22 protein-coding genes, 1 pseudogene and 1 riboswitch are annotated in these 25,587 nt (G+C 72.1%); of the genes and pseudogenes, 16 read left to right on the top strand and 7 right to left on the bottom strand.

Translation table 11 applies throughout. The features are described 5' to 3' along the window. The first annotated feature begins 101 nt into the window (after nt 1-101). The 4 genes from OG899_RS04045 (at nt 102) to OG899_RS04030 (ending at nt 2,859) form a co-directional block, all read left to right on the top strand. Nucleotides 102-836, top strand: coding sequence for a hypothetical protein (locus tag OG899_RS04045; protein WP_125498525.1), 735 nt, complete (start codon nt 102-104; stop codon nt 834-836). Nucleotides 837-1,033: 197 nt separating this feature from the next. After that, the gene (locus tag OG899_RS04040) at nt 1,034-1,651 is read left to right on the top strand and encodes a sigma-70 family RNA polymerase sigma factor (protein ID WP_168131775.1); all 618 of its coding nucleotides are present in this window, start codon (nt 1,034-1,036) and stop codon (nt 1,649-1,651) included. 143 nt (nt 1,652-1,794) lie between these two features. Further along, nucleotides 1,795-2,019, top strand: coding sequence for a heavy-metal-associated domain-containing protein (locus OG899_RS04035; protein WP_125498527.1), 225 nt, complete (start codon nt 1,795-1,797; stop codon nt 2,017-2,019). A gap of 87 nt (nt 2,020-2,106) precedes the next feature. Next, nucleotides 2,107-2,859 (top strand): DUF1775 domain-containing protein, encoded by a 753-nt coding sequence (locus tag OG899_RS04030; RefSeq protein WP_189428453.1) that lies wholly within the window; start codon nt 2,107-2,109, stop codon nt 2,857-2,859. Between the two features lie 229 nt (nt 2,860-3,088). Here OG899_RS04030 and OG899_RS04025 read toward each other — a convergent pair whose 3' ends face one another. The 4 genes from OG899_RS04025 to OG899_RS04010 all read right to left on the bottom strand — a co-directional run bounded on the left by OG899_RS04025 (nt 3,089) and on the right by OG899_RS04010 (nt 8,403). Further along, entirely contained in the window at nt 3,089-4,387 is a 1,299-nt protein-coding gene (locus OG899_RS04025; protein WP_125498529.1) for an MFS transporter, read from the bottom strand. Further along, nucleotides 4,384-6,264, bottom strand: coding sequence for an ABC transporter permease subunit (locus OG899_RS04020; protein WP_168131777.1), 1,881 nt, complete (start codon nt 6,262-6,264; stop codon nt 4,384-4,386). The genes OG899_RS04025 and OG899_RS04020 overlap by 4 nt, the downstream gene beginning before the upstream one ends. A 5-nt stretch (nt 6,265-6,269) precedes the next feature. Continuing rightward, a complete protein-coding gene (locus tag OG899_RS04015) occupies nt 6,270-7,778 on the bottom strand; it encodes an ABC transporter substrate-binding protein (RefSeq protein WP_125498531.1) in 1,509 nt (502 codons plus the stop codon). 88 nt (nt 7,779-7,866) lie between these two features. Further along, a complete protein-coding gene (locus OG899_RS04010; RefSeq protein ID WP_125498532.1) occupies nt 7,867-8,403 on the bottom strand; it encodes a GNAT family N-acetyltransferase in 537 nt (178 codons plus the stop codon). Nucleotides 8,404-8,568: 165 nt separating this feature from the next. Next, nucleotides 8,569-8,696, top strand: a riboswitch (cobalamin riboswitch). Nucleotides 8,697-8,832: 136 nt separating this feature from the next. Between OG899_RS04010 and OG899_RS04005 the strand changes: the two genes are divergently transcribed. From OG899_RS04005 to OG899_RS03985, 5 genes are all read left to right on the top strand, one after another. Further along, nucleotides 8,833-9,174, top strand: coding sequence for a (2Fe-2S) ferredoxin domain-containing protein (locus OG899_RS04005; protein WP_185867873.1), 342 nt, complete (start codon nt 8,833-8,835; stop codon nt 9,172-9,174). A gap of 91 nt (nt 9,175-9,265) precedes the next feature. Beyond that, a complete protein-coding gene (locus OG899_RS04000; RefSeq protein WP_125498533.1) occupies nt 9,266-10,255 on the top strand; it encodes an ABC transporter substrate-binding protein in 990 nt (329 codons plus the stop codon). A gap of 131 nt (nt 10,256-10,386) precedes the next feature. Then, nucleotides 10,387-11,421 (top strand): iron ABC transporter permease, encoded by a 1,035-nt coding sequence (locus OG899_RS03995; protein ID WP_125498559.1) that lies wholly within the window; start codon nt 10,387-10,389, stop codon nt 11,419-11,421. Next, nucleotides 11,418-12,248, top strand: coding sequence for an ABC transporter ATP-binding protein (locus OG899_RS03990; protein WP_125498534.1), 831 nt, complete (start codon nt 11,418-11,420; stop codon nt 12,246-12,248). The genes OG899_RS03995 and OG899_RS03990 overlap by 4 nt, the downstream gene beginning before the upstream one ends. Beyond that, nucleotides 12,245-12,934 (top strand): (2Fe-2S)-binding protein, encoded by a 690-nt coding sequence (locus tag OG899_RS03985; protein ID WP_125498535.1) that lies wholly within the window; start codon nt 12,245-12,247, stop codon nt 12,932-12,934. Before OG899_RS03990 ends, OG899_RS03985 begins: the two co-directional genes overlap by 4 nt. Nucleotides 12,935-12,986: 52 nt before the next feature. Here the strand turns inward: OG899_RS03985 and OG899_RS03980 are convergent, their stop codons facing one another. After that, the gene (locus tag OG899_RS03980) at nt 12,987-13,424 is read right to left on the bottom strand and encodes a hypothetical protein (RefSeq protein WP_206345580.1); all 438 of its coding nucleotides are present in this window, start codon (nt 13,422-13,424) and stop codon (nt 12,987-12,989) included. 46 nt (nt 13,425-13,470) lie between these two features. Here OG899_RS03980 and OG899_RS03975 point away from each other — a divergent pair. The 6 genes and pseudogenes from OG899_RS03975 to ggt all read left to right on the top strand — a co-directional run. Beyond that, nucleotides 13,471-13,638 (top strand): annotated as a pseudogene (locus OG899_RS03975) (MerR family transcriptional regulator); the annotation flags it as partial. Between the two features lie 550 nt (nt 13,639-14,188). Next, nucleotides 14,189-15,289, top strand: a complete 1,101-nt coding sequence (locus tag OG899_RS03970; protein ID WP_125498536.1) for an IS110 family transposase — start codon at nt 14,189-14,191, stop codon at nt 15,287-15,289. A 693-nt stretch (nt 15,290-15,982) separates the two neighbouring features. Then, nucleotides 15,983-17,305: an alpha/beta fold hydrolase gene (locus OG899_RS03965; RefSeq protein WP_125498538.1), complete on the top strand. Its 1,323-nt coding sequence runs from the start codon at nt 15,983-15,985 to the stop codon at nt 17,303-17,305. A gap of 220 nt (nt 17,306-17,525) precedes the next feature. Continuing rightward, the gene (locus tag OG899_RS03960) at nt 17,526-18,161 is read left to right on the top strand and encodes an MBL fold metallo-hydrolase (RefSeq protein WP_125498539.1); all 636 of its coding nucleotides are present in this window, start codon (nt 17,526-17,528) and stop codon (nt 18,159-18,161) included. Between the two features lie 97 nt (nt 18,162-18,258). Then, nucleotides 18,259-19,038: an exodeoxyribonuclease III gene (locus tag OG899_RS03955; protein ID WP_125498540.1), complete on the top strand. Its 780-nt coding sequence runs from the start codon at nt 18,259-18,261 to the stop codon at nt 19,036-19,038. An 818-nt stretch (nt 19,039-19,856) separates the two neighbouring features. Then, entirely contained in the window at nt 19,857-21,668 is a 1,812-nt protein-coding gene (gene ggt, locus OG899_RS03950) for a gamma-glutamyltransferase (protein WP_168131781.1), read from the top strand. 87 nt (nt 21,669-21,755) lie between these two features. On the opposite strand, the gene OG899_RS03945 is transcribed toward ggt, so the two are convergent. Further along, a complete protein-coding gene (locus tag OG899_RS03945; protein ID WP_125498542.1) occupies nt 21,756-24,305 on the bottom strand; it encodes an ATP-dependent Clp protease ATP-binding subunit in 2,550 nt (849 codons plus the stop codon). Between the two features lie 210 nt (nt 24,306-24,515). After that, on the bottom strand, nt 24,516-25,283 hold the full coding sequence (gene map, locus OG899_RS03940; RefSeq protein ID WP_125498543.1) for a type I methionyl aminopeptidase: 768 nt from the start codon (nt 25,281-25,283) through the stop codon (nt 24,516-24,518). Between the two features lie 52 nt (nt 25,284-25,335). On the opposite strand from map, the gene OG899_RS03935 reads away from it, so the two are divergent. Next, nucleotides 25,336-25,587, top strand: coding sequence for a helix-turn-helix domain-containing protein (locus OG899_RS03935; RefSeq protein WP_125498544.1), 252 nt, complete (start codon nt 25,336-25,338; stop codon nt 25,585-25,587).

Raw genomic sequence — 25,587 nt, 5'->3', positions numbered from 1 at the left:
GATGTGGCGTGGATCACAGCGGCTGGATTGAGTCGGACACCAGGGACGTTTCCGTACCCTCCCGAGACGCGTGAAACCCGGACTGCGAGGATGAGGCCGCCATGACTGCTGGGTGGTGTTGTCGCACGCTGAGGGCCGCTGTGTTCGCGGCCGTCTGCGTGCTGCTCACCTCCCTGGGCCACGTCATGATGTCGGAGACTGCGGTGCCCTGGTGGGCCCTGGCCGCGGGAGCGGCTGCGACCGGCGGCATGGCCTTGCGGCTGGCCGACCGGGAACGCGGACCGGTCCTCGTCGGCGCCGTCACGGTCGCCGCCCAGGCCGCACTCCACGCGTCGTTCTCGCTCGCCCAGGCGCTCGTACACCCACAGACGTCCGACAGCACGTCCCTCGGCCGGCAGTGGCTGGGCTACCTGCTGTGCGATGCGCCGCCGGGACCGGGAGCGGCGCATGACGCCATGTCGGCGTCCATGGGCTCCATGGACCACGGGATGGGTGCCATGCACTCCATGGGGTCGATGGACCACATGGGTGCCGCCCACTCCCTGCACCAGGGGATGGGCGGCATGTCCTCGACCGGCATGCTCGCCGCCCACCTGCTGGCCGCGCTGCTGTGCGGCCTGTGGCTCGCCCACGGCGAACGCGCCGCCTTCCGCATCCTGCGGGCGCTCGCCGGCTGGCTCGTCGCACCACTGCGCCTGATCCTCCGGCCGCCCGCGCCGCCGCACCGGCCACGCGTCCGGGTCCGCAGGGGACGTCCGGAACGCGTACTGCGGCAGCTCCTTCTCACCCACGCGATCAGCTATCGGGGACCGCCCACGGGGACCGCTGTCGCCTGACGACAGCTGGTTTCCCGAGGCAATTCGGTGACGTCCGTCGGTGTATGGCGGAGCCGTCACCTCGCGGCCTCGGGCATCGGCCGCGCACTCCCGTGCCCGGCTCCATCCCTTCACGGTGTGCGCCGTGCCGCCCGCTGATCCGCGCGCGCAGGCCCGTACACCGGTTTTCCTGGATCCCCGAGAAGGAGAGACACCAGGTGATCACCCCTGCGTTGTCTTCAGCACACGACAAATCGAGAGAGGAGTCCAAGGACGAGTCGATCACGGCCTTGGCACTCGCCGCCCGCGGCGGCGACCCCGACGCCGTCGACCTCTTCGTCCGCGCCCTGCAGCGGGACGTCCGCCGCTACGTGACGTTCCTCGGCGCCGACCCCCAGAGCGCCGACGACCTGACCCAGGACACCTTTCTGCGGGCACTGGGCAGCCTGCACCGGTTCGAGGGACGCTCCTCGGCCCGTACCTGGCTGCTGTCCATCGCCCGCCGCGCGGTGATCGACAGCGTCCGCTACACCACCTCCCGTCCCCGCCTGTCGGACACCGACGACTGGCAGTCGGCCGCCGAGCGGGTCCAGCCGCGCGGTCTGCCCGGCTTCGACGACGGCATCGCCCTCGCCGAGCTGCTGGACGCGCTTCCGGACGACCGCCGCGAGGCATTCGTCCTCACCCAGCTGGTCGGGCTGCCCTACGCGGAGGCGGCCGGGGTCAGTGACTGCCCCGTCGGCACGGTGCGCTCACGGGTCGCCCGTGCGCGCACCTCGTTGATCGAGTGGCTCGACGACGCCGAGCGCGGCACACCGGCGGCCGCCGCGGCCTGACCGGCCCCACATTGCTGCCGTCCGGACCATGCTCCGGGCGGCAGCAACCCGGCTCGTTCCACCGCCTCGTGGACGGGCCAGACCTGCACGATCAACACGGCAACACGACAAATACGGCAAACAGAAGAGCAGGAGCACCCTCCATGGCTGAGCAGACCTACACCGTGTCCGGCATGAGCTGCGGCCACTGCGCGGCGAGCATCACCGAAGAAGTGGTGGAAGTACCCGGCGTCACCGACGTCGATGTCGACGTCCCGGCGGGCCTGGTGACCGTACGCGGGGAGTCGGTCGACGCCGACGCCGTGCGAGCGGCGATCGTCGAGGCGGGCTACGAGGTGACGGAATCCATGCGAAGCACTGTGGCCTGAGCCGTCGGCCGACGGCATCGCCCTGGCCGCAGGGCCTGCCCTGCGCTTGAATGCAGCCCCCACACCACAAGAACGAGGGAGTTCCCCGTGCATCGCCCGACCTTGGTACGTAGCCTGCGCCGGCTCGGCGCCCTCACCGCGGTCACGCTCGCGGTCACTGTCGCCACCGCGGGACCGGCCGCAGCCCACGCCGAGGTCGAGGCGGAGGGCGCCCGGGCTCTCGACCAGAACGTCGCGCTGACCTTCTCCGCCGCCTCGGAGTCGAGCTCCGCGGGCATCACCAAGCTGGAGGTGGTCCTCCCCGACGGCATCACCGCGGACGACATCACCTACAAGGAAGGCCCCGAGGACTGGAAGCTCGCTCCCACCAGCCCGGGTTACACCGTCTCGGGGCCGAAGCTCGCTGTGGGTGAGGACGCCGAGTACGTCGTCGTCGTGCGGCAGTTGCCCGATGCGAAGGAGCTTGTCTTCAAGACCCTGCAGAGCTACAGCGACGGCCGGGTGGACCGCTGGATCGAACTGGAGGACAACGCCGAGGACGACCACGGCCACGGTCACGGGAACCCCGCGCCCGTTCTGCAGCTGAAGCCTGCCGCACCGGGTGCGAAGCCCGTCAGTCCCAGCCCCACGCAGGAGCCCACCACGGCCGCCCCCTCGCCCGACACCGCCTCGGGTGAGCCGTCGGCCGGGACGTCCGAGGAGTCGGGGGAGGCCGTCGCGGACGACACGGACGGAGACGGCGGCGTGCCGCTTGCCGTGCTCCTCGGCATCGGAGCGGCCGTCATCGTCCTCGGCGGCGGAACATGGTGGCTTCGGAGCCGCCGGAGCGGGACTGCCTGAGACCGGAGCGAGACAGAGGGTTGCGCCGGCCCCTGCGGCACCCGAAGGGACCGGCGCGGCCTGCTCTCCGGCGGGCGGCGCCTACGCCGCGGCCCCCCGGTGCCGGGATGCGGTCCCAGCTCATGCGGGAGCAGGGCAACGCGAGCCGGGCCGCGGCCTGGCCAGGGGAGGTCCTCTGTGCGGGGCGCCTTGTGATGGCGGTGACGAAGCTCCGAGTGGGCGGTAGGCGTCAGCGCTCCGGCGCCGCGCCTGCTCCTGCGGCGCTCTCGGCTTTTCCCGGGCGGTGGGGCAGCAGTGCCACCGCCAGGGCGGGTACAGCGGCGAGGATCAGCCATGGGACGGCGGCCGGGAGGCCGAGGTCGAGGAGGGAGCCGGTGGCGGAGCTGCCGAGGAGGACGATCAGGCCGGAGACGGAGGACAGGGCGCCGGTGTAGAGGCCGAGTCGGCCGTCCTCGGCGAGGTCGGGGACCCAGGCGCGGGCGGCCGGGACGACCAGCATCTGGCCGAGGGTGAGCAGGACGACGTACCCGGCGGCGGGCAGCAGCCCCGCGATGCCCGTCCACTCGGCGGGCCGGGCCGCGGCGACGACGGCGAAGCCGGCCGCGATGAGCAGCAGCCCCCATGCCATGGAGCGGCGCAGGTCGAGCCGGTCGCCGGCCCAACGCGTGACGGGCATTTGGGCGCAGACGACCAGCAGGGAGGACAGGGCGAAGAGCCAGGACAGGGCCGCCTGGGAGCCGGTCGCGCGCTGTACCTCGTCGGGGAGGGCGAGGTAGAGCTGGTTGTAGGCGAGCAGGTAGGTGCCGTAGGCGCAGCACAGGGCGAGGAAGGGGCGGTTGCGTAGCAGCGCGCGGGCCCCGCCCCGCTGCCGGGTGCGGATCCGGCCGGGGATGTGCTGTGGCATCAGCCGGATGTGCCCGGCCAGGACGAGGACGAAGACGGCGGCCCCGGCGAGGCAGGCGGTGCGGAAGTCCACGGCGAGGAGCAGGGCGCCGAGCAGCGGGCCGACGAAGGCACCGGCCTGTCCGGCCGCGCTGAGCAGGGCCAGCACCCGGGTGCGTGAACCGTGGCCCTCTTCTTCCCAGATCACCGCCTGCCGGGCCACTTCGGACTCCACCGCCGGTGAGAACAGCGCGGCGGCGAACCCGATCAGCAGCACCGCGCCGATCACCGCCCAGGTCTGCTCCGCGTACCCGAGCCAGGCGAACCCGGCGATGCGCAGCACGCACCCGACCAGGACTATGGGGCGTACGCCGTAGCGGTCGACGAGCGAGCCGCCGACGACGAAGAGGCCCTGCTGGCTGAAGGTTCTGAGGCCGAGGACGAAGCCGACCATCCAGCCGGCCATGCCGATGGCGGTGCCGAGGTGTGCGGCGAGGAACGGCAGGACGGCGTAGAAGCCGATGTTGAAAGCGAGTTGGGTGAGGATCAGCAGCCGCAGCAGCGGGGACAGGTGCTTCCATGTCCGCTCGCGGGGGGACTTCGCGGCCGATCGGCGGGGGCGTATGCGGGAGAGCAGGTCGGTCATGGGGTTTCTGCGGGGGAGGCGGATACGGCGGTGAGAGTGGCGTCAGCGCGCGGCGGCTGCGTGCCCGGCGTCACCCGCGTGGCGGGAGGGCCGGGCCGTGTGCTCGGCGGACGTTGCGGCTTCAGCCGGGGCAGACGCACTCCGCCCGCTGAGGTCACAGCGAGCGCGCCGAGGAGGGCGAGGACGGCGGCGGGGGCGAGGACGGCCCAGGGGGCGCGTTCGACGTACGGCTGGTTCTCGGCCAGCAGCAGGCCCCACTCGGGAGAGGGGGGCTGGGAGCCGAGGCCGAGGAAGCCCAGGGCGGCGAGGCTCAGGGCGATGCCGGGCAGCCGGAGGAGGGCGTGGCGGACGACGGGTGGCAGGACGGCGGGGAGCAGTTCGTGCCAGATCAGGTACCAGCGGTCGGCGCCGAGGGCGCGGGTCGCGGTCAGGTGAAGGGTGGCGCGCTCCTGCCGCAGGAGGGAGGAGGTGTGGGTGGCCAGCGGGGACCAGGCGACGACGGCGACCGCGAGGGCGGGGGTCCAGGGGCCGCTGCCCGCGATGCCGGTGACGAGGAGGGCGGCCAGGACGGGTGGGACCGCGTTGACGGTGTCGACCAGGGGTCCGGACAGGCGGGGCAACAGGCCCAGCAGGACGCCGGTCAGCAGGGCTGCGGCGCTCACCGCGAGGGCGATGCCGAGGGTGTCGAGCGCGCCGTGCGCGACGCGGGCGAGGACGTCACGGCCGAGCGCGTCGGTGCCGAAGGGGTGTGCGGCGGAGGGGACTTGGAGTTTGGCGGTGGTGTCCAGGGCAAGCGGGTCGCGGGGCAGGCCGAGGCCGATGACCGTGGCGAGCACCAGCGCGTAGACGAGAGGTACGACGCGCGGGGCGGGCGGGGTCGGCCGGTGCAGGGAGTGCAGGGCGCCGTCGCGCAGAGCGGGCCCGATCAGCCACCGCACTCCCAGCCGGGCCAGCAGAGCGGCTGCTGCCGCGAGCGCGACGAGCGCGAGCGTGCCGGTCTGCAGGACGGGCAGGTCCTGGGCGAGCGCGGCACGCAGGGTGAGCCGGCCCAAGCCCGGGATGTCGAAGATCTGCTCGATGGCAACGGCGCCGCCGGTCAGGCCGACCACGAACAGTCCCAGATTGGGCAGCAGTCCGGGCACGCAGCGGCGCAGCGTCTGCCGGGCCACGGAACCGGGCGGTATTCCGCGCGCGGCGGCGGCCAGCGCCCAGGGCTCGGCGAACGCGGCGGGCAGCAGGTCGTCCAGCATCCGCCCGAGGAGGGCTCCGGCGGGCAGGCCGAGGGCGAGGGCGGGAAGGATCATCCACTGGGGGCCGTACCAGCCCAGGGCGGGCAGCCAGCCCAGCTGCACGCCGACGACGGAGGCCAGTACGGAGGCGATGAGGAACTCCGGCAGCGCGGCCAGCACCGCCGACCCGGTACCGCCCGGGCCGCCTGTGCCGAGGCGGCGCCGCGAGCCGAGCCACAGGGTGCGGGCGCACACCACCGCGACCGTGGCCAGGGCGACCAGGACGGCCCCCGCCATCAGCAGCAGGGACACACCGAGGGCCTGGACTGTGGCGGGCAGCACCTCGGTGTCCGACACCCAGGACCGGCCCGCGTCCCCCCGCAGCAGACCGCCCAGCCAGCGGCCGAGCAGCGCCAACGGGCCGTCACCCAGGCCGAGTTCGTCGCGGATGGCCCGCAGCGTCTCGGGAGTGGGGTCGCGCTCCGCCGAGCGGGCCTTGAGCACGGTCAGCGCCGGGTCGGTGCGCGACAGCCACGGCAGCAGGCCGATCGCGCACACCAGCCCACCCGTCAGCAGGGCCCGCCACAGCAGCGTGAGGCCGCCGCCCCGCGCGAGCGCGCGCAGGGCGGCGGAAAGGGGCCTGGCCATGGGGTTCAGCGCCGGGTCCCGGTGCCGACGAGCTGCCGCTCGTACGGGTCGAGTACGCCGCCCTCGACGGACGTACCGATACCCACGATGGCCTTCAGGTGCGCCAGGGGGACCACCGCGTCGGTGCCGAGGATCGCGGCCTCCGCCTTCATCGCGGCGTCCTGACGCTTGCCCGGGTCGGACTCGGCCTGGGCGTCGGCGACCAGCTTGTCGACCTTCTTGTCGCACAGGAACGACAGGTTGTAGCTGCCGTCGCAGGTGTAGTCGCTGGCCAGGACGGTGACCGGGTCGCCGGTGTCGAGCATCATGTTGCGGGTGGAGATGGCGGCGTCGAACTTCTTGGCCAGCAGGTCGCTTTCGAGGCGCGCGTAGGTGCGCACTTCCAGCTTCACCTTGAACCCGGCCTTCTGGAGCTGCTGTTGGAGCACCTGGGCGGTCTCGGGCAGTTCGGGCCGGTCGTCGTAGGTGGCGATGGTGATGCTCTTGCCCTTGGGGTCGGTGGCCTTGGCTCGCCCGGTCGGCTCGGACCGTTTGCCGGCCGCCCAGGTCAGCGCGGGGCCGAACAGCCCCTTGGCGGGCTCGGCGTACCCGTCGTACACGCCCTTGGCGACGGCGGAGGTGTCGATCGCCTCGCGCGCGGCGGCCCGCAGCCCCGCGTCGGTGAAGACGCCCTTTTGGGTGTTGAGGAACAGGCTGCTGTTCCGCGCGGTGTTGATCTCGTGGACGGTGTCTTTGTCCAGGGAGGCGACCTGCGCGACGGGCAGAGCCTCGGCGATGTCCACGTCCCCGGTGCGCAGGGCGTTGGCGCGGGCGGTGCCGTCCGAGACGAACTTCACGTCGATGCCGGAAGCCTGGGCGCGCCCGCCCCAGTAGTCGTCGTAGCGGTCCAAGGCGGCCGCCGTGTCCCCGGTGGTCTTGGTGAGTTCGAAGGGGCCGGTGGCAGTGCCGACCGGGTTCACCTTGCCGTCCTTGCCATACGCCTTGGGGGAGAACACCGCGAGGCTGGGGTTGGTCAGCCGCAGCGGCAGCATCGGGTCGGCCTCGCCTGCGCCGACCTTCACCTGGTCGTCGCCCACGGCCTCGGCGGTCAGCTTCACATCGGAGATCGCGGGCGGCGCCGGGTCGGCCGCGGCGGCGTGGGTGAGCGCGGCGGCGACGGCCTTCGCGGTGACCTTACTGCCGTCCTGGAACTTGGCATCCCGCAGCGTGAACACCCAGCTCTTGCCGCCCTGTTCGCTGCTCCACGACTCGGCGAGCGCGGGGACCGCGGTGCCGTTGGCGTCCAGCCGGGCCAGCCCCTCGCTCACACCCAGCCGGGACAGGATGAAGGAGTCCTGGCCGCCGTACGGTGAGTAGTTCTCCGTCGGCTGGAAGGCGAGCGCCACACGCAGGCGCCCGCCCTCACCCGAGCCGGAGGAGTCCGAGGACGAGTCGTCGTCGCTGGCGGCGAAGCAGCCGGAGAGCAAGGGGGCGAGCAGCAGGCCGGCTATCAGCCGACGGCGGGAAGATCTCATGGTCTTCGTTCTGTCTTTCCAGGGCCGGACGTTCCCGTACGGGTGTTTCGGCCTACATCGACCGGCATCTTACGAAAATGGTTTTCGTTTAAACAAGAGGGATCTCAAAGTGGACGACGCCACTGCCGCCGCCGGGCGCGTCCTCCCTCTCGTCGCAGACGACCTTGCCGAGCGTCTGCCACAGACCCATCGCGCCGGGCGAGTGCGGGTACGTGTGCAAGTACACCGACCGGTAGCCGCCGTCCGCCCGCGCGAAGTCCAGCAGCCTGTCCACCAGTTGCCGGGCCAGCCCGCGCCGCCGGTGCTCCGGGCGCGTGTACACCCGCCTGAGCTGCGCGGTCTCACCCGACGGGTACCGCTCGGCCAGCCACCGCGGGTTCGGCGGATGCGCCGGTCCCCGCCCGTCGAGCGCGGCCGTGGCGGCCACCGTCCCGTCCTGCTCGTCCACCGCGACCAGCAGGGTGTGCCGGGGTGGGACGACGTAGAACGACTGCAGATCGATGATGTCCGCGTGCCAGCGTGGCACGTAGCCGGTCCCGAAGTCGCGGTAGACGGTGTCGAGCATCACGGCCCGCGCCTCCTCGAGGTCGGCGGCCGTGGCTGTCCTGATGCGGTATTCCTGCATCTGCGAATGATATGCCATCCGGCGGGTCTTCGGTGGCCGCCGCCAGGAGTCCGGCGGCGAGGCCGGTGCCCTGTGACTCGGGCCGTGCGTAACCACCCCTGGGTTCCGCCCTGATGACGCGCGGTGTCTCAGATGCGATAATGCTCGGCGACAAGGCGACGGCGGAACGAGGAAGCCGGTGTGAATCCGGCGCGGTCCCGCCACTGTGATCGGCGAGCGGATCCCGAACAGGCCACTGCCCCAGGACGGGTGGGAAGGCCGGGACGAGCTTCGACCCGAGAGCCAGGAGACTCACGCGGTCGCCTCCTCGACGTACCCGGGGCGGATTTCCCCGGAGGAGGGTGGTTCGGCATGCCCGTGAGGCCGGCCGAGGGGGCGTACGAGACCCCGGTGGGCAGAGGTTCGGTTGGCACAGGATCAGCCGATCCGGTGCCGTGCCGGATCGTCGTGTGCCGGGACTGCTGCTGCGGCAGCCCCAAGGTGACCGGGGTGGATCACACAGTGCAAACCGCGCGCCTGCGTGAGGCCGCTCCCGTACGCGTCTCCGCCTGTCTCGACGTGTGCGACCAGGCCAACGTCATCGTCGTGCAGCCTTCCGCCGCCGGACGGGCCGCCGGGGCGCGGCCGGTCTGGCTGGGCCTGGTCAACGACCCGGCCGCGACCGAGGACATCGCCGCCTGGGTGAGCGCGGGCGGCCCCGGCATCGCTCCCCGGCCCGAGATTCTCGACCTCTACGCCTTCACCCCGCCTCGGCGCCGCGCGGCCTCCTGAGACCGGCAGCCTGCGCGCCGATCACCAGCGACACCCGTACGAGCCGTAACACCTGTACGAGCCGTAACACCCGTAGGAGAGGAACATTCCCATGACGGGCAAACGCCCACTGTCCCCCCTGCTGGCCATGGCCACAGCTCTGCTGATCTCCGGTTGCGGCACAAGCGCCCAGGACCAAGCCGGTGGTACCGAGGGCCCGGCCCCGAAGGGCTTCCCGGTCACCGTGTCCAACTGCGGGGTGAAGACGACGTTTCACCGCCCGCCGCAGCGCGCGGTGTCGCTGAACCAGCACGCGACGGAGGTGATGCTGGCGCTCGGCCTGGAGAAGTCGATGGTCGGCACCGGCTACCTCGACGACGAGATCCTCCCCGAGTACCGGGCCGCCTACGGCAAGGTCAAGGTGCTGTCGAAGGAGTACCCGTCGTACGAGACGCTGTTGGCGGCCGAGCCCGACTTCGTCTACGGCGGCTGGTCCTCCGCCTTCGACGAGAAGGAGGGCCGCTCCCGTGACGCCTTCATCAAGGCCGGTATCAACACCCGCCTCAACATCGAGGAGTGCCCGTCCGGGCCGGTGACGATGCCCTTGATGGACCGGGAGATCCGCGAGGTCGCCAAGGTCTTCGGCGTCCCGGAGCGGGCCGAGCGGCAGATCGGGCGGCTGCACGCCACCTTGGACGAGGTGGACGAGAAACTCGACGGCGTTGAGCCGGTGAAGCTGTTCGTCTACGACAGCGGCGACAAGACCGCCTTCACCGCGGGCGGCGCGGGCATCGGCAACGACATGATCGAGCGGGCCGGAGGGGTCAACCTCTTCGCCGACCTCGACAAGCCGTTCGGCGACGTGTCGTTCGAGCAGGTGGCCGAGCGGGCGCCCGAAGTCGTCGTCATCTACGACTACGGCGACCAGACCGTGGCGCAGAAGAAGGAGTTCCTGCTCGCCAACCCGGCGCTGAAGGACGTACCCGCCATCAAGAACCGCCGGTTCGCGGTGCTGCCGCTGTCCTCCACCGTCGTGGGAGTACGGGTGCCCGCGGCCGTGCAGTCGCTGGCCCGTCAGCTCCACCCGGACCGCTTCCGGTGACCGGCGTGACCGAGCCGACCGCCGCTGGCCGAGACGCCGTCGCCGGGAAGGCCGGGGCGGGCAAGGTGCCGGCACCCGCCGAGGCCGTCGGCAAGAACTCCCCCGGAGCCGGGCCCAAGCCCGCGCAGGCCGTGGTGCCCGGCCGCCGCAGGCTCCCCTACGCCCTGGTGCTGGCCGGTCTCGCCGCCCTGGTGGCGGTGGCGGCGACCTTCGGGATCGCGGCCGGTTCGGTCACGATCCCGGCCGGGGAGGTGTGGGGCATCCTGCTCCACCACCTCCACCCGGCCCTGGCCGATGCGACGTGGCCCCCGGTGCGGGAGACGATCGTCACCGACGTCCGGCTGCCCCGGGTGCTGCTGTGCGCGGTGGTGGGAGCCGGACTGTCGGTGGCGGGAATGGCGTTGCAGGCCCTGGTCCGCAACCCGCTCGCCGACCCGATGCTGCTGGGAGTGTCGTCGGGCGCGAGCGTCGGCGCCGTGCTGGTCCTGGTCCTCAACGTGACGCTGTTCGGAGCCTTCTCGCTGCCGCTGGCGGCGTTCTGCGGCGCTCTGGCGGCCCTGGTCGCGGTGTACTTCCTGGCTCGCTCCGGCGGACGGATGACCACCGTGCGGCTGGTCCTGGCGGGCGTGGCGATGGCCGAGGTGCTGTCGGCGGTGGCGAGTTTCCTCGTGGTCACTTCCAACGACCCCCACAAGACGCAGTCGGCGCTGCGCTGGATGCTCGGCGGACTGGCCGGCACCACTTGGACGGTGGTGTGGATCCCGGCCGCGGCGGTCCTGCTCGGCACGGCCGTCCTGCTTGGCGTGAGCCGTCCGCTGAACCTGCTGCTCGCCGGGGAGGAGGCCGCAGCAGCCCTCGGCCTGGACGTCCACCGCTTCCGTGCCGCACTGTTCACCCTGGTCGCGCTGATGATCGGCACGATCGTCGCGGTCAGCGGCCAGATCGGCTTCGTCGGTCTGATCCTGCCGCACGTCGTACGGCTCCTGGTCGGCGCCGACCACCGCCGAGCACTCCCGGCCGCTGCGCTGCTCGGCGCGGCCTTCCTGATCGCCGCCGACCTGGCCGCGCGCACCCTCATGAGCCCCGAGGAGATCCCCGTCGGCATCCTCACCGCCCTGGTCGGCGGCCCGTTCTTCCTCTGGCTGATGCGCAGGAGGGCACGATGACCGGACACGCGGAAGCGGCACCCGGAACCTTGGACATCGACGACGTGTCGGTGCTCGTCGACGGCAGACCGCTGGTCGACCAGGTCTCCCTGACGGTGTCCGCCGGAGAGGTCGTCGGGCTCGTCGGCCCGAACGGCGCCGGCAAGTCAACCCTCCTGCGCACCGTCTACCGGGCACTGCGCCCCACGTCGGGCCGCGTGCTGCTGGACGGGACGGACGTCTGGCGGATGCCCGGCAAGCGCCTGGCCCGGCACCTGGCGGCCGTCCTGCAGGAGCACGCCGGGGACTTCGACCTCACCGTGTACGAGGTGGTGGCCATGGGCCGCACCCCGCACAAGCGCCCCTTCGCGGGCGACGACGCCGATGACCGCGCCATCGTCACGGCCGCCCTGACGGAACTGGACGTCGCCGACCTGGCCGGCGCACCCTTCGACCGGTTGTCCGGCGGGGAGAAGCAGCGCGTCCTGATCGCCCGCGCACTCGCTCAGCGGGCCGGAACGATGGTGCTGGACGAGCCGACCAACCACCTCGACCTGCGCCACCAGCTCGACGCACTCCGTCTCGTCCGCCGCCTCGGAGTCACGGCCGTCGTCGCGTTGCACGACCTCAACCTCGCCGCGTCGTTCTGCGACCGCCTCAGCGTGATGCAGGCCGGACGTGTGGTCGCCCACGGCGCACCACGGGACGTCCTCACCCCCGCCCTGCTGGCCGACGTCTACCGCGTCGAGGCGGACGTCACCGAGCATCCCCGCACCGGCCTGCCCCAGGTGACGCTGCTCACCGGCCACGACCTGACCGGACAGCGACAGGGAGTGGCGCAGACATGACCGCACCCGCTCGCGCGCCCGCCGAGGCAGTCACCGCAGCCCTGGAGGACGTGGCGGCTCTCGGAGGATTCTTCACCCTCGCCGTGGGCGGACCGGACCAGGGCTGGCATCCGGTCACCGACACCTACGCCCGAGGCTTCACCGACCTCGCAGAGGCCGTCGCCGACCGGTACGGCACCCGCGAGACGCGCATCGGCGTCTCCATCGCGCAGCTCGGACACGCCGCACGCCTGTGGTCCCCGGTCCTCGCCTGCACGCTCTTCCACGGCATCGTCCCCGACCTGGCCCGGCTGCACCGGGCCGACGAGGGACCCGCGCTGCGGCTGCCCGCCCCCACCGGCTGGTACGCCGACCGAATCCCGCACCTCCCCAAGGTGTTGTACGAGTTGGTGGTCGAGCAGCACCTGGACGCGATGGCCGCCGGGCTCCGCGTCAAGATCTCCCCCCGCCTCCTGGACGGAAACGCCGCCTCCGCACTGGCCGGGACAGCCCAGGTGCTCCTGGCGGCACGCCCGGACTTGCGCCACCCGCTCACCGAACTCACCACCGACCTCCTGGCCACCGGATGCCTGGATGGCACCGGCCACTTCACCGCGCCCGACCTCAGCTTCCGCCGCCGCAGCTGCTACCTCTTCTACCGCACTCCGGTGGGCACGAAATGCGGAGACTGCTGCCTGGCCCGATGACTCAGCCGACGGCCGGGCACCAGAGGGAGGCGGCCGGCTAAGGCGCCGCGCCTTAGAGGCTGGTGCTGATCACGCTGTTGGCCGCCAGGCGCTGGTCTTCGAGGAGCAAAGGGGCGAAGAGTGCGTGCTTTCCGGCCTTGCCCCAGGCGTGCAGCAGCGAGGAGGCGCCCAGGAGCCCGACATACACGGCCGGGGTGAGCAGCCCCGCCATGTGTGCGAACGGGACCGCCCCCAGCAGTACGGCCCGTAGCGTGGAGTCGGTAACCAGGAGCCGTCGCGCGGACAGCCGGCGCATCCACCTGCCCAGAACCAGGGCGCCCAGCGCGCCGGGCAGGACATAGGCGGCGACAGCGATGCCCGCCAGCGCGCCTTGGCCGCCGTCCGGGACCAGTTCGAGCGCAAGCCACGCCACCGCGACGACGGTCATGCCGTCGCCCAGGTCGGACAACGCGAAGACCGGCATCAGCCGCCGAAAGGTGCGGTCGGCCAACAGTGAACGGTAGGGGCCGGGCAGCAGGCGTCACGGTGCGGCGGCACTGCGCTATTGGGAGGAGCACGGTCTGCTGCCCGGCGCGCGTCGCGGAGGCGGGCGTCGGGTATGGCCCGCGACCACCATCCGCCGGGTCGCCCTGATAAAGATGGCGCAGCGGGCGGGCTTCACCCTCGCCGAGATCACGCAACTGCTGGCCGAAGACACCACGCCATCCGCAACCCGTCAGTGGCGGGACATGGCTACACGCAAGTTGCCCGAACTCGAGCAAGGGACAAGCCCGCTGGACCATGCGCTGGAAGACCGCGCTGAACGCCTTCGACATCACCTTCGACGGCCGCCTCTCCGCAGCCCGTCAGTAACTCGAACAACCCCAGTTACACCGGCTCGTTTGACAGTCCCCAACTGTCCGCCTTCGACTCGCAGTGAAGTACGACGGCGGCATGGTGCCAGTTCTGTTGACAGGCGATCGGTGCTTCGAGTCCATTCGCTCGAACGAGCGGGCTGACGTGGCTGCAAGCCGGTTGGGCGGAGAACAGTAGGTGGGTGCCTGTCCTGCGGTGGGGTCTGACTCCTGAGATCTCTGACCGAGGTGTCCTGATCACACTGTGTCGACCGCCGGCCAGGGGACAGCGCGCTGTTGGTCTCGGGCTGATGGACGTGTCTCGATAGGGGCTTGCCGGAAAGGCGTCATCACGATTCTGACCGTCCACACAGCCCGTTGCCAGCTACGGGACAAGTCGTCGGCCTGAAAGGGAACGAGCATGACCGGCACGTCCTCCGCTTCGCGTCCTCGTCGGCGTCGGCCGGCGGGAGAGGTGATCCTGGGAGTGGACACGCACCGCGATGCCCATGTGGCCGCTGTGCTCTCCCTGGTGGGGGAAGTCATCGGCACCGAGGAGTTCCCGGCCACCGCGGCTGGATACCGAGACCTGCTGGGGTGGGCCAGGGGGTCCGGTACGGTGCGCCGGGCGGGAGTGGAAGGAACCGGTTCCTTCGGGGCGGCCCTGTCCCGCTACCTGCTGGCCCAGGGCGTGGACGTTTTCGATGTGAACCGGTTCGACCGGGCTGACCGCCGTCGGCGCGGCAAGTCGGACCCGCTTGATGCCGAGAACGCGGCCCGGGCGGTGCTGAGCGGGCGGGCGCGCGCCCAGGCCAAGACGGGCGACGGGCCAGTGGAGATCGCCCGGATGTACAAACTGGCCAAGGACTCGGCGGTCAAGGCCCGCACGCAGGCGATCAACCAACTCAAGGCCGTCCTCATCCGCGCCGATCCGCAGCTGAGGGAGGAACTGGCGGGGCTGGGCAACGCAGAGCTGTTCCGCACCTGCGCAAGGCTTGTCGACGACAGCCTGAACCACGAGGCCGGCGAGGGGGCGGTGCTTCAGGCCACCCACGTCACCCTGGGTCTCCTGGCCCGGCGCATCAGGCAGCTCAGCGAAGAGATCCAGGACCTGGAAGGCCGCCTGACCCGGCTGGTGGAGCGCCACAATCCGCAGCTGCTCGAGGTGGTGGGCATTGGTCCGGACACGGCCGTCACTTTGCTGATCACGGTGGGAGACAACCCGGAACGCCTGGGCAGTGAGGCGTCGTTCGCGGCGCTGTGCGGGGTCAGCCCAGTCGAGCGTTCCTCGGGCTGCCGGCAGTACCGTCGCCTCAACCGCGGCGGCGACCGCCAAGCGAACGCGGCCCTGCACCGGATCGTGCAGACCCGCCTGCGCGTCGACCCGCGCACCCAGGACTATTACGAACGCCGCAGCAAGGAGGGCAAGACCCGACGCGAGATAGTCCGAAGCCTCAAGCGCTACGCGGCCCGGGAGGTCTTCCACCTGGTCAGACCTGTGCAGTCGCAACCCTCGTTATAGGGGCAGTCGTGTGATAGGCGAGTGATACGGCGAGGCCCCGCTGGGGTCCGTCCTGACGGGACTTTGAGTCGAGCCGTGAGACGACGAAGTCATCGGAGCGCTCCGGTGCGGCTTCGTCTGAGATCGGCTGCGCTGGCGCGCACGATGCGGCTGGCGCTTCATGCGGTCCGTGTTCCTGTGACGCTTCCAGGGTGCGCATACTTTGCGATTGCACTCGTTGGGAGAGGAGTTCATGTATTCCTGGCGTGCGTTGTCAGTGCCTCCTTGCTTGCCCGGACCTCGGATGCACAAGCATTCCGTCCCGTGGCGGACTGGTAGACGAGCCGGGGCCATCCGAGCATGCCAAGGCACGCTGCGTCCCGGCCGCCCGTGGGTGATGACCACAGGCACCCTCCGCCCTGCATGAACCATCGGCACGCTCCTCCCGGGCGATGGAGGTAGCTCTCCCAGCCTTCTTAGGTGCGTTTCACTCGCCTTGGCTCCACGTGGTGACACCTTTCCTGCTGGGTGTAACCGCCAGGGACGTCCGCGCCGACGGAGATCCAGAAGGGTTCGGAATCGCGGAAGTGCCCGCCGCCCGTGTGCCACTCCAGTCCGGGGTATTGGTGGCGTAGAGATCGAAGCGCGGCTGAGGCGAGTCCGAACCGCTTGTAGCCAGGATAGGAGACCGTGAGACGTGAGAGGGTCTGGGGCGTGAGTGAGACACCCCCGAACACCCTGCAATACCGCTTTGACGGGCCAGAAGACGCTCCGGTCCTGATCCTGGGTCCCTCACTGGGTACCACATGGCACATGTGGGACCGTCAGGTCCCCGAACTCGCCCAGCAGTGGCGGGTCCTGCGGTTCGACCTGCCGGGCCACGGCGGTGCCCCCGCCTATCCGGCCTCCTCGGTCGCCGAGCTGACCGCCCGGCTGCTCGCCACGCTCGACGCTCTGGGCGTGCAGCGCTTCGCCTACGCCGGCTGCGCGCTCGGCGGTGCGGTCGGCATCGAGCTGGCCCTGCGTCACCCCGAGCGCCTGGCCTCCCTGGCCCTGATCGCCGCCTCGCCCCGCTTCGGCACGGCGGACGAGTGGCGCCAGCGCGGCGTGGTCGTCCGGACGAACGGCCTCGACCCCCTCGCCCGCACCTCCCCGGACCGCTGGTTCACCCCCGCGTTCGCCGCCGCCCAGCCCGCGATCACCGACTGGGCCGTGCAGATGGTGCGCACCACGGACCCCGGCTGCTACATCGCCGCCTGCGAAGCGCTGGCCGCCTTCGACGTGCGGGCCGAACTGGGCCGCGTCGGCGTGCCCACGCTCGTCCTGGTCGGCTCCGACGACCAGGTCACCGGCCCCGCCGAGGCCCGCACCCTGGTCGCCGGCATCCCCGACGCCCGTCTCGCCGTGGTGCCCACCGCGTCCCATCTGGTCCCGGTGGAGCAGCCCGCCGCCGTCACCGACCTGCTGGTGCGGCACTTCTCCACCGCCTGGCAGCCCGTCTTCGACCCCGGCACCGGCCAGGTGGCGGTGGTCGCCGCCGCGCCGGCCAAGCCCGCCCCGGTCAAGCCCGCCCCGGCCGTCACCGCGGCGGCCATGCCCGCCGCACCGGTCGCCGAAATAGCGCCCGCCCAGGCGCAGCCCTACGCCGTCGAGCAGCCGGACGTCTACGACACCGGCCTCAAGATCCGCCGGGAGGTGCTGGGCGACGCGCACGTCGACCGGGAGCTGGAGCAGGCCGACGCCTTCTCGCAGGACTTCCAGCACCTGCTCACCCGCACCACCTGGGGCGAGATCTGGCAGCGGCCCGCCCTGGACCGGCGCACCCGCAGCTGCGTGGCCCTGACCGCACTGGCCGCGGGCGGCCACCTGGAGGAGCTGGCCGCCCACACCCGGGCCGCCCTGCGGATCGGGCTGACCCCGGACGAGATCAAGGAAGTGCTGATGCAGACGGCCGTCTACTGCGGCATGCCGGTCGCGGGCCGTGCCTTCCGGGTGGCCCAGAAGGTCATCGAGGAGGAGACGACCCCGTCGGAGTGAACGCGGAGGACCGACCGGCGGGCGCGCGGCCCTCGGCCCCGCCGGTCACGCCCGCCGCCCACGATCCGTGGCCACGTCGTGCGGCCGGGCATCCGGCGCCGTCCCTCCCGTCGCCGAGCCCGGCCCCGGACGGGCCGCAACGCCCCACGAGACAGGCACCCCAGCGCCCGCGCCCGCCGGGGAAGATCACACCGACTGCCCCGCAGGGCAAGATGGGCCCATGAAGCTCACGAAGATGTCCCACGCCTGCGTCCGCCTGGAGAAGGAGGGCCGCACCCTCGTCATCGACCCGGGCGGCCTCAGCGAGGAGGACGCGGCCGTCGGCGCGGACGCCATTCTGATCACGCACGAGCACTTCGACCACTTCCACGAGGGCCGGCTGCGGGCCGCCATGGAGGCCAACGCGGCGGCCCAGATCTGGACCCTGAGGTCGGTCGCGGAACAGATCTCGGCCGCGTTCCCGGGGCGGGTGCACACCGTCGGGCACGGCGACACCTTCACGGCCGCCGGGTTCGACGTGCAGGTGCACGGCGAGCTGCACGCGGTGATCCACCCGGACATCCCGCGCATCACCAACGTCGGCTACCTCGTCGACGGCGGCAGGCTCTTCCACCCCGGCGACGCGTTCACCGTCCCGGACCAGCCGGTCGAGACGCTGATGCTGCCCGTCATGGCCCCCTGGAGCAAGGTCGCCGAGGTCATCGACTACGTCCGCGAGGTCGGGCCGCAGCGGGCGTACGACGTGCACGACGCGCTGCTCGCCGATCTGGCGCGCCCGGTCTACGACACCCACATCGGCAACCTGGGCGGCGCCGAGCACCTGCGGCTCGCGCCGGGCGCCTCGGACGAGATCTGACGACCGGCAGCCGGCCACGGGCGGGTGCCGCGGGCCGCGCGGGAGGCGTTGTCGGTCCCGCCCGGTGGGTCGGGGAACACCCGGTAGGTTGGGAAACATGCGCATCGCGACCTGGAACGTGAACTCGATCACCGCCCGCCTGCCGAGGCTGCTGGCCTGGCTGGAGAGCAGCGGGCCCGACGTGCTGTGCCTGCAGGAGGCCAAGGTCGCCGAGGAGCAGTTCCCGTTCGACCAGCTGCGCGAGGCCGGCTACGAGGCGGCGGTGCACGCCACCGGCCGGTGGAACGGCGTGGCCGTGCTCTCCCGCGTGGGCCTGCAGGACGTGGTCAAGGGCCTGCCCGGCGACCCCGGCTACGAGGGCGTGACCGAACCGCGAGCCATCTCCGCCACCTGCGGTCCGGTGCGCGTCTGGTCGGTGTACGTGCCCAACGGGCGTGAGGTGGAGCACCCGCACTACGCCTACAAGCTGCAGTGGTTCGAGGCACTCAAGGCCGCCGTGGCGGGCGACGCCGCCGGCAGCCGCCCGTTCGCCGTCCTGGGCGACTACAACGTCGCGCCCACCGACGACGACGTCTACGACCCGGCGGCTTTCGAGGGGGCCACGCATGTCACACCGGCCGAGCGGGCCGCGCTGGCGTCCCTGCGCGAGACCGGCCTGACCGACGTCGTGCCGCGCCCCCTGAAGTACGACAAGCCGTTCACGTACTGGGACTACCGGCAGCTGTGCTTCCCCAAGAACCGCGGCATGCGCATCGACCTGGTGTACGGCAACGAGCCCTTCGCCAAGGCGGTCACCGACGCCTACGTCGACCGTGAGGAGCGCAAGGGCAAGGGCGCCTCGGACCACGCCCCCGTGGTGGTCGACCTGGACGTCTGAGCCGCTCGCGCCGGGCCCGTGGGCTTCCCCGCGTGGGCAGGCGCCGCACGGGGCCGGGGCTTGCCGGCACCTCCCCGCCGGGGTGCCCGAACTGTCCCAGCCGTACGCCGAGATCGCGCGGATCCGAGCGGCCGGCGCCCAACGGCCGCCCGGTGCACGGGGCTTGGGGCCGGGGCGCGGCCCGGCGGTCTTTCCCCTCCATGCCCTCGACTACGATGGGCAGTTCGCGACCGCGGCAGGGGCAGCGGTCCACAGAGCCATACCCGGCCGGCGGCAGCCGAAGATCACTGCTCGCGCGGCGGAAGCGGCCCGGGACACCGGGGACTTCCGCGGCCGAGGAGAAGGTCAGCTGCGCGCCGGGCGGGATGTGCTCGCTTCCGTGCACGTCCACGGCGGTCCGCGTCCGGCGGGCGCTCCTGGCGGGGCCCGTCCGCGACGAGTGCGGCCGCATCCGCCCCGGTTGCGGTCCCGTCCGACCCGGTGTCCGGCGCGTTCACCCCGCGCGGCGGAGCGCACGAGCCGCCGGTGCGGTGGCAGGCCCGGCCGGCCGGGGCGACGGTCCGACGCCGGCGTCCGCCCGGCCGCGAGCGTCCGCCGGACGCGGACCGGAAGCCCCCTGTGCCGCGGGCGGCCGCGGAGGCGCGCCGATCCCGCCGGGCGTGTCCCGGCCGGTCGCCATCACCCGAGTGGCGCAAAGGAGTTGGGCGCACACCCTCACCCGAACAGGCGCGTTCGCCGTGCCCATGACGGGGCCATGGCGATGAATTAAGCTGCGCGGACGGTCAGCCGACCGAGCAGACTCGACCGTGGAGGTGCGGATGCGTCCCCCTGTCGCGCGGAAACTGGCGTTCCTGGCGGTCACGGCCGCCGTGGTGTCGGTGGGGGCGGCCGCGCCGCCGACCGCGCACGCCCGCGGCGGAACGGGAACGCCCCCGAAGACGCCCGTGGCCGTCGGCTACGGCGGCGCCGTGGCCAGCGTCGACGCCGACGCCTCGGCGGCCGGCATAGAGGTGCTGAAGCAGGGTGGCAATGCCGTGGACGCGGCCGTCGCCACCGCCGCCGCGCTCGGCGTCACCGAGCCGTACTCGGCCGGCATCGGCGGAGGCGGCTACTTCGTCTACTACGACGCCCGCACCCGCACCGTCCACACCATCGACGGCCGCGAGACGGCGCCCCTGACCGCGGACAAGGACCTGTTCACGGAGAACGGCGAGCCGCTCTCCTTCGACGAGGCGGTCAGCAGCGGCCTGAGCGTCGGCACCCCCGGCACCCCGGCCACCTGGCAGAAGGCCCTGGACGAGTGGGGGACCAAGCGTCTGGCCACGGTGCTGAGGCCGGCCGAGCGACTCGCCCGCGACGGTTTCACCGTCGACGAGACCTTCCGGCAGCAGACCGCCGACAACGAGACCCGCTTCCGGTACTTCCCGGACACCGCCAAGCTGTTCCTGCCGAACGGCAAACTGCCCGTCGTCGGCTCCACCTTCAGAAACCCCGACCTGGCCCGCACCTACCAGGAGCTGGCCCGCAAAGGCGTGAACGCCATCTACCACGGCGAACTCGGCCGGGAGATCGTCAAGACGGTGAACCACCCGCCGGTCGACCCGGCCTCCGGCTGGAAGGCCCGCCCCGGCGACCTGACCGAGAAGGACCTCGCGGCCTACCGCGCGAAGCTCCAGGCACCCACCCGGACCACCTACCGCGGTCTGAACGTCTACTCCATCGCACCGTCCTCCTCCGGCGGCACCACGGTCGGCGAGGCGCTCAACATCCTGGAGAAGACCGACCTGTCCAAGGCGAGCGAGGTGCAGTACCTGCACCGCTTCATCGAGGCGAGCCGTATCGCGTTCGCCGACCGCGGCCGCTGGGTGGGCGACCCCGCCTTCGAGGACGTGCCCACGAAGGGACTGCTGTCGCAGAAGTTCGCCGACTCCCGCGCCTGCCTGATCAAGGACGACGCGGTGCTCACCAGCCCGCTCCCGCCCGGTGACCCGCGCCGTCCGGCCGCGTGCGGACAGGGCGGCACGGCGGCACCCACCACCTACGAGGGCCAGAGCACCACCCATCTGACGGTCGCCGACCGCTGGGGCAACGTCGTCGCCTACACGCTGACGATCGAGCAGACCGGCGGCAGCGGCATCACCGTCCCCGGCCGCGGCTTCCTGCTCAACAACGAGCTGACCGACTTCTCCTTCGCCCCGGCCGACCCGGCCGTGCACGACCCCAACCTGCCCGGCCCCGGCAAGCGGCCCCGCTCGTCGATCGCCCCGACGATCGTGCTCGACCGGCACCAGCGCCCGGTGGTGGCCCTGGGCTCGCCCGGCGGCGCCACCATCATCACCACGGTGCTGCAGACCCTCACCGAGTTCGTCGACCGGCATCAGCCGCTGGTCGACGCGATCGCCGCACCCCGCGCCAGCCAGCGCAACGCGGCCCAGACCGAACTCGAACCCGCCCTGTACGACAGCAAGCCGGCGAAGCAGCTGGAGGCCCTCGGCCACTCCTTCAAGCTCAACCCGGAGATCGGCGCCGCGACCGGCGTCCAGCGCCTGCCCGACGGCCGCTGGCTGGCGGCAGCCGAGAAGGTGCGGCGCGGCGGCGGTTCGGCCATGGTGGTCCGCTCGTCCCGGTGAGCGGACGAGCAAGCCCGCGACGACGCCCGACGGGGCCCGCCTTCCCGAGGCCACAGGCGAGGGAAGGCGGGCCCCGTCGCCGTGACGTCACTCCACCGGTGCCGCCGTGGGCTCCCGGTCGTCGGTGCCGCCGAACACCAGCCGGCCGTCGGCCACATCGACCGTGACCCGGCTGCCCGCGCCGATCCGGCCGTCCAGCAGCAGCCGTGACAGCTGGTTGTCGACCTCCCGCTGGATGGTGCGGCGCAGCGGCCGGGCACCGTACTCGGGTTCGTACCCGCGCCGCGCCAGCCAGTCCACGGCGGCGTCGGTGAACTCCACCGTCACGTTCTGCGCGTGCAGCAGTCGTCGGGTGCGTTCGAGCAGCAGGTCGGTGACGCGCCGCAGCTCCTCGCCGCTGAGCTGCCGGAAGACGACGATCTCGTCGATGCGGTTGAGGAACTCGGGTCGGAAGTGCTCCCGCAGCGGGCGCAGGATCCGCTCGCGCCGCGCCTGGTCGTCCGCCTCCGCATCGCCCGGACCGAAACCGATGCCCGCCCCGCGCCGGGTGACGGCCTCCGAACCGAGGTTGCTGGTCATCACGATGACGGTGTTGGTGAAGTCCACGGTGCGGCCCTGGGAGTCGGTCAGCCGCCCGTCGTCGAGCACCTGCAGCAGCACGTTGAAGACGTCCGGGTGCGCCTTCTCCACCTCGTCGAGCAGCAGCAGCGAGTACGGGTGCCGGCGCACGACCTCGGTGAGCTGACCGGCCTCCTCGTGGCCGACGTAGCCGGGCGGGGCGCCCACCAGCCGGCTGACGGTGTGCCGTTCCTGGTACTCGCTCATGTCCAGGCGGACCATGCGGTCGTCGCTGCCGAACAACGCCTCGGCCAGCGCCCGGGCCAGCTCCGTCTTGCCCACGCCGGTCGGCCCGAGGAACAGGAAACTGCCGATCGGCTTGTCCGGGCTGGCCAGTCCCGCGCGGGAGCGCAGCACCGCGTCGGAGACCACGGCGATGGCCTCCTCCTGGCCCACCACCCGCTGGTGCAGATGCTCCTCCAGCCTCAGCAGGCGTTCCTTCTCCTCCTGGGTGAGGCTGCTGACGGGGATGCCGGTCCGGCGGGACACCACCTCGGCGATGTCCTCCGCGATGACCTCCAGATGCCGGCCCTCGTCCGCCTCGCTGTCCCGGTCGGCCTCGGCGATGCGCTGCTTCAGCTCGGTGATGCGGTCGCGCAGCCGGGTCGCCTGCTCGTACTGCTCGTCCGCGACCGCCTGGTCCTTGTCCAGGGTGAGCTGTTCGACCTCGCGCTCCATGGCCCGTACATCGGTGCCCTTGGTGCGCGCCCGCAGCTTGACCCGGGCGCCCGCCTGGTCGATCAGGTCGATGGCCTTGTCGGGCAGGCGCCGGTCGGTGAGATACCGGTCGGACAGCTCGACCGCGGCCACCAGCGCCTCGTCGCTGTAGCGGACCTGGTGGTGCGCCTCGTACCGGTCGCGCAGTCCGCGCAGGATCTCCAGGGTGTCCGGCACGGACGGCTCGGGCACCAGGATCGGCTGGAACCGCCGGGCCAGCGCCGCGTCCTTCTCGATCCGCCGGAACTCCTCCAGCGTGGTGGCGCCCACGATGTGCAGCTCGCCGCGGGCCAGGGCGGGTTTGAGGATGTTGCCGGCGTCCATCGCCCCGCCTTCGCCGCCCCCGCCGGCCCCGACCACGGTGTGCAGTTCGTCGATGAACACGATCAGCTGGTCGGAGTGGGTGCGGACCTCGGTGACGATGGTGTTGAGCCGTTCCTCGAAGTCGCCCCGGTAGCGGGTGCCCGCGACCACCCCGGTCAGGTCGAGGGCGACGACCCGGCGGCCGTGCAGCACGTCGGGCACGTCGCCGTCGGCGATGCGCTGGGCGAGGCCCTCGACGACGGCGGTCTTGCCCACACCCGCGTCGCCGATGAGCACCGGGTTGTTCTTGCCGCGCCGGGAGAGCACCTCGATGGTCTGCTCGATCTCCTCGTCGCGCCCGATCACCGGGTCGATGCGTCCCTGCCGGGCCAGGTCGGTCAGATCGCGCCCGTATGTGTCGAGGGTGGGTGTGCCGGTGGACCGCTGCCGCTCGGGCCGGGTCTGCGTGGTGCTCTCCGTGGGCTCCGGCGGCAGGGTGGAGGCGGCGAACCGGGCCGCGTGCAGGATGTGCCCGGCGGCCGAGTCGGGGTTGGCGGCCAGCGCGCTGAGCACGTGTTCCGGGCCGATGTAACCGGCCCCGCTGGCCCGCGCCATGTCGTGCGCGTCGAGCAGCGCACGTTTGACCGCCGGGGTCAGCGACAGCGAGGTCGGCGGCGGGCCCTGGCCGGGCGGGTGCTGGGCGGGGCCGGAGCGTTCGTCGATCTGCGCAGCGAGGGAGTCGGGGTCCGCGCCCGCGCGGCTGAGCAGGCTGCGGGTCGGCTCGGCGGCGAGCGCGGCCCGCAGCAGGTGCTCGGTGTCCAGGTCCCGGCTGCCGTGGTCGGCGGCGTACTGCGCCGCGCCCCGGACCAGTTCCCGGGCGGGCTGGCTGAGCAGCCTGCCGATGTCGACGTGCCGGGGACCGGGACGCGATCCGCCGAAGAAGCGGGCGAAGAAGTCGCCGAAGGGGTCACCCTCCGGTCCGATGAAGCCGCTGGTCATCGCTGTCCGTTCCTTCGCTGACGACTGGCTTTCGACGGGTAACCGGTCGAGCCGCGCTCATGCCACGATGACACGGACGGCTGCCCGGGGCACCCGGGGCGCGTACGGCCAGGGAAGGCGGTCGTGCGGCGACGGCGTCGGGCCGATGCAGGGGGGTGGCGGAAGCGGAGGTGTGTGCGGTGGGGCGGCGGCCCGCGCACTCCCGGTGGGCTACCGCTGGGTGAGGACGCGCGGCCCTGCTTCCGTGATCGCCACGGTGTGTTCCACGTGGGCCGCGCGCGAGCCGTCATCGGTGCGCAGGGTCCAGCCGTCCCCGGCGGCGTGGTAGCCGTCGGTGCCGCCGGCGATCACCATGGGTTCGATCGCCAGGACCATGCCGGCCCGCAGCCGCATCCCGCGTCCGGGGCGGCCCTCGTTCGGCACGGACGGGTCCTCGTGCATGCGGCGGCCCACGCCGTGCCCTCCGAAGCCGTCCGGGATGCCGTAGCCCGCCTCCCGGCACACGGTGCCGACGGCGTGGGCGATGTCCCCGATGCGGTTGCCGACGACGGCCGCCTCGATGCCCGCGGCCAGCGCCCGCTCGGCGGTCTCGATCAGCCGCACGTCCGCCGGGCGCGGCCGGCCGACGATCATGCTGAGCGCCGAGTCCCCGACCCAGCCGTTCAGCTCGGCACCGAAGTCCAGGGAGAGCAGATCGCCGTCGCGCAGCCGGTAGCGGGTGGGGATGCCGTGGACGATCGCGTCGTTCACCGAGGTGATCAGCACGGCGGGGAACGGGGTCGGGGCGAAGGACGGACGGTAGCCGAGGAAGGGCGAGGTCGCGCCCTCCTCGCGGAGCAGGTCGCGGGCGAGCCCGTCCAGCTCCAGCAGGGAGACGCCCACGTCCGCCGCCTTGCTCAGCGCGGTGAGCACCCGGGCGACGACCTGTCCGGCCTCGTGCATGGCGTCGATCGCGGTATCGGTCTTCAGTTCCACCATGCCAATTACTATACCGGCATGAGAATAACGGTAGGCGGCTAGACTGGCAGACGTGGTACGCAATCCCCTCACCCCGGAAGAGCGCGAACGCGGCGAGCGGCTCGGGCGGCTGCTGCGCGCGGCGCGCGGCGAGCGCAGCATGACCCGGATCGCCGCCGAGGCCGGCATCTCGGTGGAGACCCTGCGGAAGATCGAGACCGGGCGCGCCCCGACCCCCGCGTTCTTCACCGTCGCCGCCCTGGCCCACGTCCTCGAACTGTCCCTCGACGAGCTGGCGGGACTCTGCGAACCCGCGCAGGTCTGA

Source organism: Streptomyces thermoviolaceus (assembly GCF_045209695.1).
Lineage (GTDB): Bacteria > Actinomycetota > Actinomycetes > Streptomycetales > Streptomycetaceae > Streptomyces > Streptomyces thermoviolaceus.
The sequence above is the reverse complement of the archived record's forward strand: the minus strand, read 5'-3'. Positions and strand labels throughout refer to the sequence as shown.